This window comes from Vibrio sp. 070316B (genome assembly GCF_013114115.1).
GTDB lineage: Bacteria > Pseudomonadota > Gammaproteobacteria > Enterobacterales > Vibrionaceae > Vibrio > Vibrio chagasii_B.
In genome coordinates, this window is the sequence record NZ_VTYC01000038.1 from 44,561 (window position 1) to 55,663 (window position 11,103).

9 protein-coding genes are annotated in these 11,103 nt (G+C 44.4%); 5 read left to right on the top strand and 4 right to left on the bottom strand.

What is annotated here, in order from left to right; translation table 11 throughout:
- Positions 1 to 20: 20 nt before the first annotated feature.
- The 4 genes from pgl to F0251_RS21295 form a co-directional block, all read right to left on the bottom strand.
- Complete coding sequence (pgl, locus tag F0251_RS21280) at positions 21 to 737, bottom strand: 6-phosphogluconolactonase (protein ID WP_171731759.1); 717 nt, start codon at positions 735 to 737, stop codon at positions 21 to 23.
- Positions 734 to 2,236, bottom strand: coding sequence for a glucose-6-phosphate dehydrogenase (gene zwf, locus F0251_RS21285; RefSeq protein WP_061033492.1), 1,503 nt, complete (start codon positions 2,234 to 2,236; stop codon positions 734 to 736). Before zwf ends, pgl begins: the two co-directional genes overlap by 4 nt.
- A 436-nt stretch (positions 2,237 to 2,672) precedes the next feature.
- Complete coding sequence (locus F0251_RS21290) at positions 2,673 to 3,368, bottom strand: response regulator (protein WP_102423692.1); 696 nt, start codon at positions 3,366 to 3,368, stop codon at positions 2,673 to 2,675.
- A gap of 62 nt (positions 3,369 to 3,430) precedes the next feature.
- Positions 3,431 to 5,038 carry a sensor histidine kinase gene (locus F0251_RS21295; protein ID WP_171731760.1) on the bottom strand — a complete coding sequence of 536 codons (1,608 nt, stop codon included), beginning with the start codon at positions 5,036 to 5,038 and terminating at the stop codon, positions 3,431 to 3,433.
- 660 nt (positions 5,039 to 5,698) lie between these two features.
- On the opposite strand from F0251_RS21295, the gene F0251_RS21300 reads away from it, so the two are divergent.
- The 5 genes from F0251_RS21300 to F0251_RS21320 all read left to right on the top strand — a co-directional run bounded on the left by F0251_RS21300 (position 5,699) and on the right by F0251_RS21320 (position 10,950).
- On the top strand, positions 5,699 to 5,926 hold the full coding sequence (locus F0251_RS21300; RefSeq protein ID WP_061033495.1) for a hypothetical protein: 228 nt from the start codon (positions 5,699 to 5,701) through the stop codon (positions 5,924 to 5,926).
- A 215-nt stretch (positions 5,927 to 6,141) separates the two neighbouring features.
- On the top strand, positions 6,142 to 7,590 hold the full coding sequence (locus F0251_RS21305; RefSeq protein WP_171731756.1) for a TolC family protein: 1,449 nt from the start codon (positions 6,142 to 6,144) through the stop codon (positions 7,588 to 7,590).
- A gap of 3 nt (positions 7,591 to 7,593) precedes the next feature.
- A complete protein-coding gene (locus F0251_RS21310; protein ID WP_171731757.1) occupies positions 7,594 to 8,568 on the top strand; it encodes an HlyD family secretion protein in 975 nt (324 codons plus the stop codon).
- A gap of 7 nt (positions 8,569 to 8,575) precedes the next feature.
- Positions 8,576 to 9,784: an ABC transporter permease gene (locus F0251_RS21315; RefSeq protein WP_171731758.1), complete on the top strand. Its 1,209-nt coding sequence runs from the start codon at positions 8,576 to 8,578 to the stop codon at positions 9,782 to 9,784.
- Positions 9,781 to 10,950 carry an ABC transporter permease gene (locus F0251_RS21320; RefSeq protein ID WP_105057218.1) on the top strand — a complete coding sequence of 390 codons (1,170 nt, stop codon included), beginning with the start codon at positions 9,781 to 9,783 and terminating at the stop codon, positions 10,948 to 10,950. Before F0251_RS21315 ends, F0251_RS21320 begins: the two co-directional genes overlap by 4 nt.
- Positions 10,951 to 11,103: the final 153 nt, after the last annotated feature.

An 11,103-nucleotide genomic window follows, 5' to 3' on the forward strand; every position in this document is an offset into this window, starting at 1 on the left:
CTCCTTGCGGCTAGTCGCACTTATGCGATAGCACTTGCTGCATTTGAATCTAGGAACCACTCTGTCTCGCCAGTTTTAGACTGGATTTTCGCTGCCGGGTAAGGCAACTCTGAAGCAGGAGTAGTATGAATTTCTTTAACGATCTCAACTTTACCTGCACCCAGTACTAGGTAGCTGATTCGTTTTGCTGCTTCTAAAACTTTTGCTGTTTTAGAAACACGGATTTGACCCGACTCAGGGTGAGAAGCCAGTACAGACAGGTTCTCATCTTGGTAGTTAGTAACACCCGGGAACAGTGATGCTGTGTGGCCATCTGCGCCAACACCTAACAGAATCCAATCAAAAACAGGCGTGCCGTTTTCAGAAGGGATCACATCAGCCATCTCTTTAGCGAAGCGTTCTGCTTCTGCTTTAGGCTCATCTTCACCACGAATACGGTGAATGTTCTCTGCTGGAAGATTCACGTTTGAGAAAAGTAATGCGTTCGCTTCCCCGAAGTTGCTTTCTGCATCATCCGGTGCAACACAACGCTCATCACCCCACCAAAAATGAAGGTTGTTCCACTGAATGCCTTCTGCGTATGGCGCTTGCGCCAGCAGTTTGAAAAGCATTTTTGGTGTGCTACCACCAGACAGCGAAATGTGAACAGGTTTACCCTGCTCGCTGTACGCTTTCATTTCGTTTGCTAGGTTTTCAACAACTAGCTCTGGCGTTTCAAAGATCTTGTGGTTGATCATAGTTCGCAGTAATCCGTGTCTGTTAAGTTTTTGCATGGGAAACGCCATGCGCGGCCATCACGTTGCAGAAGTTCATCAGCTTCCTGTGGGCCCCAAGTACCACAAGCATAGCCAAACAGTGCTTGAGGATCTTGTTTGAAGTCTAAGATTGGTTGAACGTACTTCCAACATGCTTCTACCGCATCGGTACGTGCAAACAGAGTTGCGTCACCGTTTAGCGCATCAAGAAGAAGACGCTCGTAAGCTGTTAGCATTTGAGTTTCTGGCAAGTCAGAGTAAGAGAAGTTCATTTTCACTTCTTTTGCTTTGAAGCCTGCGCCTGGCTCTTTCAAGCCAAAGCTCATCTGAATACCTTCATCCGGTTGGATACGGATAATCAGCTTGTTCTCTGGTGCGTCTTGACCAAATACTGGGTGTGGCGTGTTCTTAAAGTGAATCACGATTTCAGTCACACGTGTAGGTAAGCGTTTACCGGTACGTACGTAGAAAGGAACGCCATTCCAACGCCAGTTATTGATGTGAGCTTTCAAACCGATGTAAGTCTCGGTACGAGAATCATCCGCTACACCATGCTCTTCACGGTAACCTAGTAGGTGCTGACCACGAACATCTGATGCTGTGTACTGACCTAATACTAAGTCTTTACGCAGATCATCTTCTTCTAGTGGCTTAAGACACTGAAGCACTTTAACCACTTCATCACGAATAGAATCAGCGTTAATTTGTGCAGGTGGCTCCATACCCACCATTGCTAGCACTTGTAGCAGGTGGTTTTGGAACATGTCGCGAACTGCGCCAGAACCGTCATAGTATCCGCCACGTTCTTCAACGCCAAGGAACTCGGCACCTGTGATTTCAACGTAATCAATGAAGTTACGGTTCCACAGTGGTTCAAACATCGCGTTTGAGAAACGAAGCACTAGAAGGTTTTGTACCGTCTCTTTACCTAAGTAGTGGTCAATACGGTAGATCTGGTGTTCTTGGAAGTGATGATGGATCTCTTCATCTAACGCTTGAGCAGAAGCTAAATCGTAACCAAATGGCTTCTCGATGATCAGACGGCGCCAGCCATTCGTTTCATCGTTTAGGCCATGCGCAGCAAGGTTTGCTGGGATAACACCGTACAGGCTTGGCGGCGTTGCCAAGTAGAACAAAGTGTTGTGGTTTTCGAATTGGTAGTCTTGCTCAAGTTTGTCTAGACGTTGTGCTAAACGAGCGTAATCGTCTACATCTGAAGTGTTGATCGCTTGGTAATGCAAATGTTCAATAAATGCATTCAGCGTCTCTGGTTCAGTTTGTTCCATTTCCTGAAGAGACTTCTTCAGCTTCTCACGGTAAGACTCATCGCTGTACTCAGTACGGCTCACTCCAAGAATCGCAAAGGATTCTGGTAGTTGATTGCTAGCATACAGGTGGTACAAAGCAGGAATTAACTTACGGTAAGTTAGATCTCCCGACGCACCAAAAATAACGATGCTGCTGTTTTCAGGTATTACCATCATCTTTCCTATAAAAACAAGGTTTTTAGTATTCGCTAAAGGTATCAGCGACATACGAAAATAGATAATAGGTCTTGGCTATTACATCAATAGCAAGTGCCTATTACACTTGAGAATGCGTTTGGTAAACGAGGGTGAATGCTATCACCACTATTCGGGACAGTATTGTCTATGAGTATTTGATTTACATCAACCACTGTGAAGGCAATCGATTAAATATTGACTCTTTTCGAACAAAATATAATCGACCATAGATTTCTCAAAGGTTGAAACAGAAGCAAATCAGCATTCTCGAACATTGTAGTCGAGAAAGAATGGCATCTGGTCTGTGGAGTGAGTAGAGATAGGTGAAAAAGAAAGTAAAACCAGCTTATTCAACTGGTTTTACACATAATGAGTAGCAAAAGGTTATCTCTTAAATAGAAGGATAGATACGCTACCTTGTGGCTTTGTTGTAGCAACGTTCAGGTCGTCCCACCGTACCGTAATTCAAATCAGCGGCTAACTCTCCAGTGGTAATCAAAAACTCAAGATAGCGTCGTGCTGTAGTTCGGCTTGCACCAATGCGTTCACCAGCCTCATCAGCCGTGATGTTCACCGAATCTGCGTGTTGAAAAATCGCGCGAATCTTATCGAGTGTTACGCCGTCGATCCCTTTAGGTAACGTCGATACTTTTGCAGAGTCTGCTTTAGCATTAGCTTGCAGCATCTTATCAACCAAACCTTGGTTCAAATCAGACACGCTTTCGAACTCTTGTAACTGTGACTGATACTTCTTCAGCGCGGCTTCCAAACGAGGAAACATGACTGGTTTTAATAGGTAATCCACCACGCCGCCGCGCATCGCTGTCTGTAAGGTGTCTACATCTCGCGCCGCGGTAATCAAAATCACATCACACCCTTGGTTGTTACCTCGAACGTGATTAAGAATATCGATCCCACTACCATCTGGCAGATACACATCTAATAGCACCAAATCTGGTTTTAAGATGTCCAATTGCATAAGCGCTTCAGACTGTGTAGTGGCAATGCCAACCACGTCAAAGCCTCCCATCTGTTCTAGATAGCGATGGTGAAGCTCTGCAATCGCAATATCATCTTCAATGACCATGACTCTCGTGATTGCGTTCATTTAAGTTCTTCCTTTAACCATTATTTTTCCGTCACGGTGATCTTAATAGATTCGCTCGTGCTCTATTGTTCTTCTTTCGGCAAATACACTGTCATGCGCGAGCCAAAGTCGTTGTTGTCGAACATTTCTAACTGCCCTTGATAGCGATCAGTGAGCTGCTTAACCAAATACAAGCCAACACCGCGGTTTTGTTTGGCTTTGCTCGACACCCCTTTATCAGTCAGCGCATCGGTTGCTAAGTGCTTGGGTAATCCACATCCTTTGTCTTCCACTTCCACGATGATCTCGTTGCCAAAATCACTGATAGAAACTTCAATCATTCGACGTGAAGGGACAATCTGCCCCTCTTGTTTTATCGCTGACATCGTCGCATCAAAAGCATTGTCAATCAGGTTACCAAGAATAGTGACAACATCATCAGCGTTCAGCCAACTTGGTAATGCCTCTAGCCTAGACCCCTCTTCAACTTTGAGTTCTAAGCCTATCTCTCGTGCGCGCTCGGTTTTGCCTAGCAACATGCCCGCAATCAGTGGATCTTTTACCGTTTCTCTCAAGAACTCGATAAGGCTTTGATAGTGCGCTGTTTCTTGCCCAATCAATTGCTGAACAGATTCCAACTCCCCCATCTGGATCAAGCCACTGATCGTGTTTAGCTTGTTCTTATGCTCGTGAGTTTGTGAGCGTAATAAATCGGCATATTCTTTGGTTTGCGAAAGCTGATCCGTTAAGTCGTTAATCTCATCGCGGAGTCGGAAACTCGACACCGCCCCAACCACTTCACCAGCAACAACAATCGGACTGCGGTTGGCAATGATCCGCTTATTGTTTAAATACAACTCAACATCGTGGTCGATGTCGCCTGTTGATAACAGCAGTTCTAAATCACTGCCTGCTAACACATCAGAAAGGCGCTGTTGATTGAGTGCTTTATCTCTATCGATGGATAAAATATCGCAGGCACTTTTGTTTATTGAGCGTAAGATACCGTTCTTATCGATACTTAAAATGCCCTCTTTAACAGTGCTCATGGTGACATCTAACTCAACATACAGTCGGCCTATCTCTTCAGGCTCAAAACCTAAAATAGCGCGCTGAAAACGACGAGATACATAACTCGAAATCAAAGCGTTGACCGCAACCACCAGCAACGCCATCACAATCAAAAAGGCCAAGTAAGGTTCGATTCGATCTTGCAAAGAATCCAATAGGTAACCAACTGACACGACGCCAATTATCTTCCCATTAGCGTCCTTAACGGCCGATTTACCACGAACCGAAAAACCTAATGAACCTTTAGCGGTTGAAACATAAGACTCCCCGAATACCAATGCTTTTTGATTGTCTCCGCCGCGCATTGGTTTACCGAGCCTATCGTCATATGGGTGAATCAAACGAACACCTTTTTCGTCACCAACAACAATAAACGCCGCGCCAATCAATTGAGTGAGGTTCCGGAATTTAGCTTGGGTTTCTTCAGGGAGGGTATGTGGGACGCCTTCAGGATTCAGTGTTCCTTTTTCTTCAATAATGCGCGTTACAAGGGGAGATTCCGAAAGAAACTCAGCCACACCCAACGCTTTCAACCCCATTTCTTGCTCTTGAGATTGTTTGATATAAGCAAAACCCGCCGCTGAAAGGATCAACAGCTCAACAAGGCCAGTTACCGTCATGATAATCAGCAACCTTTTTCGGAAGCTGATACTACTCCATCTCATATAAACCCGTCCCTAGTGCTCAGCAGGCCATGTTAACACTAAGTTAACCAGAGCACCTTTACGCCTATACGAATTTGTGACTATTGCTCAACTAAATAATTAACCAGATTATTAATTGATATTCCTTTACGTTGCTCGCCTCGATAAATCGTTCACTTTTAGAACGGATTAGTTAATAAACCCAAAAAATCGAATAAATATTGAGCTAGATCACTAAGCTTTTAGGTGTTTTTTAGGTTGTTTAAAATAAATACAATTATAATGGTTGCATATGAAGAAGTTTATCGTTGCCTAGCTATACGTTGCAATTTTAAGACAACGCTTTAAACCGGAATTTTGGTTAACAGAAAGGCAACAACTCTTCACCCACTGGACGTATCGATAAATAAAAGTTGCGTGCTCGCCGTTACAAATGATGAACAAACGGATTAAGTATTCTCCCCTATTCATCTCGCTATTTCACACTCGGCAGGCCAGACAACAAAGAGGTGACTGACAAAAGCAGCACCCAAGAATAAAGCATTGATGAGCAGGAAGTTTCGATCAGTGGCAACGTCCGACAGAAACAGGATAAAAAACATAACGTATTAACATTGTTGAAAAGGAAACCAGGCAATGAAACGCGATACTTTTGGAATCTGCCTCACAAAGGCTATGCTGTTCAAAAACTTACAATCTACTTTTACTCATGTCAGAGCATATGAGAAGAACGAGACATCCCCGCTCGACCTAAAAGTGTTGTTAGCTTTCCCGCAAATGTCAGGTAGAGATTTATTACAAACCATGCAAGGTTCAAAACAATTGGTGTGGCGTGCCGATCACCATTGCCCAAGCTTTAAATAGTACCAGTCCATTTGTAGTAACTTCTTCTATACTGAACTTAAAGAGCACGATTTGTCGTGCTCTTTTCGTTTCTTTGTCTATAACCGCTAAATCCTTAATAGCATTCACATAATGTTAACGAATGATTATGCTATTTGCTCATATGAGGTAATCTGTTCAAGACAAATGATGATCCCCCTGCTAACATTAGAGCTAATACTCTAATTTGGTAATTAATGCAGATGACCAAACCAAAATTCAGATACCTTGCACTCGCCAGTATGCTTCTCAGCACTATGGCTTCGCCAGGCTATGCAGCTCCACTCACTTTTTCTGAAGCGTGGCAAATACTCCAAGAGAACAACAACTCTCTTGCGGCTCAACAAGCTAACGTTGAGCGTTATCAACATCTCCAAAATGCAACAGGAAGCCTCAACCTGCCTTCAGTGACGCTAGGTGCTAACTACACTCACCTTGATAGTGATGTGACCATCAATGGTGAACAGTTCGCTGATAGCCTGAGTGGTGTACCATCTATTGGTCTTCCTGTTCCTCCTCAAATTATCAGTGCGCTTGGTGGCATTACCTCAACGATTACTGAGCAAGATATCTTCAGCTCTTCCATTCGTGCAGTGTGGCCAATTTTTACAGGTGGTCGAATTACCGCAGCACAAACCGCAGCTGAAGGTAAAAGCGAAGAAGCGCAAAGCCAACTGCTAATGGAAAAACAGGCTCGTTACGAAGACTTAAGCAAATATTACTTCTCAGTGATCTTAGCGGAAGATGTGGTGAAAACTCGCCAAGCCGTAGAAGCAGGCCTAACTCAACATCGTGATTTTGCCATTAAGCTTGAGCAGCAAGGGCAAATTGCACGAGTAGAACGCCTGCAAGCGGACGCCTCTCTGGATAAGGCAGTAGTTGAACGCACTAAAGCTGAGAATGATCTTAAAATTGCTCAATTAGCTCTTACCCAAATTCTAGGTCAAAGCCAAAGCGTTGAACCTTCAGAGCAACTGTTTATCAACAAGAACCTGCCCCATATGGATGTGTTCATTGATCAAACACTCATGACCTACCCTGGTCTTAAGATTCTGGATGCGAAAGAGAAACAAGCAAGCAGTTTAATCAAAGCTGAAAAAGGCAAATATTACCCAGAGGTTTATCTTTACGGAGATTACAGTCTCTATGAAGACGATTCACTCGCCAGTGAAATGAAGCCAGACTGGTTAGTCGGCATTGGTGTCAACGTACCGCTACTCGACACCTCTGGTCGTTCAGACAAAGTGGCTGCTGCGCACAGCGCGGTATCTCAAGTTAAATTCCTAAAGTCACAAGCCAAACAAGATTTAACCGTATTGGTACAAAAGACCTACCTCGAAGCAAACCAAGCGATTGAAGAGGTTCAAGGCCTTAATTCTAGCTTGTCATTAGCTCAAGAAAATCTACTACTTCGTAAAAAAGCGTTCACTCAAGGGCTTTCTAACTCGTTAGAAGTGGTTGATGCAGAGTTATACCTTGCGAGCATCAAAACACAGCAATCTGCTGCGCGATTCAAATACCTTATCTCTCTCAACAAGCTATTAGCGCTAACCAGCGAAATGAACGCTTACTCGAGTTACTTAACTTCTTCTGTTACGTCTGATTTCGACTCAAAAACAGACACCGCTAGCCAGTCAAAAGGATAATTCATGAAACCTATTAAGCCTCTTCTTCTATCTATAGTTGGTATCGGCATTGTTGGCTGGGTCGGATACAGTTTTTACCAAGCGTACCAACCTCAACCAGTTAAGCTTCAAGGTCAAATTGATGCACAGCAATACAGCATCTCTTCGAAAGTACCCGGCCGTATTGACGAGGTATTTGTGCGCAAAGGCGACTCTGTTGAGAAAGGTGAATTGATCTTCTCCCTTCTAAGCCCAGAGATTGACGCAAAGTTAGAGCAAGCAAAAGCAGGTCAAAAAGCCGCTGGTGCACTGGCTCAAGAAGCAGAAAATGGTGCTCGTACTCAGCAAATTCAAGCCGCTAAAGACCAATGGTTGAAAGCCAAAGCAGCCGCAGACTTAATGGACAAAACCTACCAACGAGTAAACAACCTTTACAACGATGGCGTCGTTGCAGAACAAAAACGTGATGAAGCCAAAACACAGTGGCAAGCTGCTAAATACACAGAAAGCGCGGCTTTCCAAATGTATCAGCTAGCACAAGAAGGGGCTCGCGATGAAACCAAAGTGGCTGCCGCTCAAAAAGCATTAATGGCCGCTGGCGCGGTAGCTGAAGTCGAAGCCTACGCAAAAGACACACAAATCCACAGCTGGTTCAGCGGTGAGGTTTCTCAAGTGCTGCTTAGTAGCGGAGAACTGGCACCACAAGGTTTCCCAGTCGTGACCGTGATCGATACGAAAGATGCATGGGCGATACTCAATGTACGTGAAGACATGCTCAAGCACTTTGAGAAAGGCTCACAGTTTGAAGCTTACCTGCCCGCTTTAGATAAGTCGCTGACTTTCCAAGTGACGAACATTGCGGTGATGGGTGATTTCGCAACTTGGCGTTCAACAGATGCAGCACAAGGCTTTGACTTACGTACATTTGAAGTAGAAGCACGCCCAGTTGATACAAACGAAACACTGCGTATGGGTATGAGCCTTGTGGTTGAGCTTTAGGTGACATATGTCTGCTAATTCTCACTTACCAGAACATCACAAAACGATAAACAGCTTACTTCGACAGTGGGCGATAGTCCGTAAAGACAAGTGGTTGTTGTCGTGCTTAACTTGGATACCTTTGCTACTTGCTGCAAGTATCTGGCTGATCTTTTCACAAGGTATCGCTCGTGATTTGCCTGTTGCAGTGATTGACCTAGAACACAGCCAAATTTCGCAGCAGTTTACTCGCTTAGTCGATGCCTCACCTACCCTGCAGGTCACTCAGAAATACAGCTCCGCAAGTGAAGCAGCAAAAGCCATGATAGAGCGTGATATCTACGGCTACGTTGTTATACCTAGACACTTTGACCGAGACCTTTATCTTGGGCTAAACCCGCAGGTTTCCGTGTTCTACAACAGCCAATTTATATTGATTGGTAAACTGGTGAACTCGGCTCTGTTGCAAGCTCAAGGCACGTTCAACGCCCAACTTGAAGTGATTAAACAGCTTTCCCACGGAGATACCACGGTAAAATCCGCCTTGGGGCAAGCTGTCACCGTTCAAAGCCAGATCACTCCGCTGTTCAACAAGAACACTAGCTATGCTCAATTCTTGGTATCTGCGGTTATTCCTGCTTTATGGCAAATCATGATAGTGGTAGGAACGATTTTAGTACTCACTGCAAATGTGCGAGCTCGTGGGCTAAAAGCGTGGTTATCGCATTCTCCGGTTAAGTCCCTAGCATTAACACTCACCCCTTATGTTGTTCTGTTTTTAGCGTTCGGTATTGCGTTTAGCTTTTGGTTCTATCGACTTTTAGAGTGGCCATTTAACGGCAGCTTTATGGCATTAACCATTGCACAGTTACTAACGGTTATTAGTTGTATCATTATGGGTTGCTTGTTCTTCTTTTTGACGCTTGACCCAGCAAGAGCAATGAGCTTTGCAGGTGCTTTCACAGCGCCAAGTTTTGCGTTTATGGGGATCACCTTCCCTGTCACAGACATGAACACGGCAGCCCAAGTTTGGAGAAGTCTATTGCCTGTTAGTCATTACATCGAAATACAAACGGCTCAGTCCAGTTACGGCGTGAGCGCTGCGCAATCGCTGATGAACCTCACTTCAATGTTTTGGTATGTTATTCCTGCTTTTGTAGTGATCTTATTGATTAAAAAGCACTTAGCGCAAGCAGCACAGTCAACACAAGCAGAGCATAAAGGAGTAAATCAATGAGCTTTACTCAATTGCTGAAGCAAGAACTCCTGGCGGTTCTGCGTAACCCAGTAGTATTACTGACCGTGTTTGGTGGTGTGGTCTTTTACTCATTCTTGTACCCTTTGCCTTACGCCAATCAAGTACCCCAACAATTGAAAGCGTCCGTTGTAAACCTAGACAAGAGCCAAAGCAGCTACCATTTAGAGCGAATGGTCGATGCGACCTCTCAAATTGATTTGGTTCGCCGTGACTCCACTATCGCAGACGCTAAACAGGCTGTACTCAATCAAGAAATTGGTGGGTTCATCGTCATTCCTGAAAACTTCTATAAAGATCTACTTCTTGGGAAAAGCCCAACACTCTCTTATGCGGGTGATGCATCTTACTTCCTAGTGTATGGCACCATAGTTGAGGGACTTGCAAAGGCAGGCGGCACGTTAGCCGCACAAGTTAAGGTGAGTCACTTGTTAGTTGAAGGTGTACCTTTAGAATCCGCAGCCAAAGGCTACAGCGCATTTAGCTTAAATTTAAAACCTACTTTCAATAGTCGAATGGGATATATCGATTACGTCGTTCCCGCTGTCTTTGTATTGATCCTTCAGCAAACCCTAGCCATGGCATCAGGGTTGGTTGGTGCAACGCAAAATGCTCAATCCACATTCGGCTATTGGAGCAGAGTTCATCCAACCAAACTAATCCTTGCTCGCTGTTGCACCTTAGTAGGCATCTACTACTTATTATCGATGTACTACTTCGGCGCCAGCTTTTCGATGTACGGGATTAACCTACTCGCCTCAATCTCACAGATTTTAACCTTGTTACTGCCCTTCTTATTGGCCAGCTGTTTGGTTGGCATTTTTATCGGTGAGTTAGTGCCACGAAGAGAGTTAGTCACGGTTGTGGTGTTAATCAGTTCAATGCCACTGATCTTCTCTTCAGGTTTTATCTGGCCGATTGAAATGATGCCTGAATGGTTGGTACTGTTATCACAACTGTTTCCAAGCACACCTGCTATCCAAGGTTTCTTAGCGCTGAATCAGATGGGCGCTTCGTGGCAAGAGGTCGCATCTCAATGGACACTGTTATGGGGACAAGTTGTACTTTGGGGTTCGTTGCTTGCACTGAAGCTCTACCACAAGTCGAGCAAAAGCATCGTTAACCGCACTACCGATAATAGCCTTTGAGTGGTTTAGCTCATCGCAACCATAAAAAGCTCTGATAAAGGGCTTTTTTAAGGTTCATCGCGGATTAGCGGGAACTAAAAACAAAAACGGTAGTAAGTGATATGGTTTAGTCGCCAAACAAAAATCATACACAAACTACCGTTTTCATGCCGA

Coding starts and splice junctions, on each gene's coding strand:
- pgl (WP_171731759.1), bottom strand. CDS start 737: ATGATCAACCACAAGATCTTTGAAACGCCAGAGCTAGTTGTTGAAAAC.
- zwf (WP_061033492.1), bottom strand. CDS start 2,236: ATGGTAATACCTGAAAACAGCAGCATCGTTATTTTTGGTGCGTCGGGA.
- F0251_RS21290 (WP_102423692.1), bottom strand. CDS start 3,368: ATGAACGCAATCACGAGAGTCATGGTCATTGAAGATGATATTGCGATT.
- F0251_RS21295 (WP_171731760.1), bottom strand. CDS start 5,038: ATGACGGTAACTGGCCTTGTTGAGCTGTTGATCCTTTCAGCGGCGGGT.
- F0251_RS21300 (WP_061033495.1), top strand. CDS start 5,699: ATGAAACGCGATACTTTTGGAATCTGCCTCACAAAGGCTATGCTGTTC.
- F0251_RS21305 (WP_171731756.1), top strand. CDS start 6,142: ATGCAGATGACCAAACCAAAATTCAGATACCTTGCACTCGCCAGTATG.
- F0251_RS21310 (WP_171731757.1), top strand. CDS start 7,594: ATGAAACCTATTAAGCCTCTTCTTCTATCTATAGTTGGTATCGGCATT.
- F0251_RS21315 (WP_171731758.1), top strand. CDS start 8,576: ATGTCTGCTAATTCTCACTTACCAGAACATCACAAAACGATAAACAGC.
- F0251_RS21320 (WP_105057218.1), top strand. CDS start 9,781: ATGAGCTTTACTCAATTGCTGAAGCAAGAACTCCTGGCGGTTCTGCGT.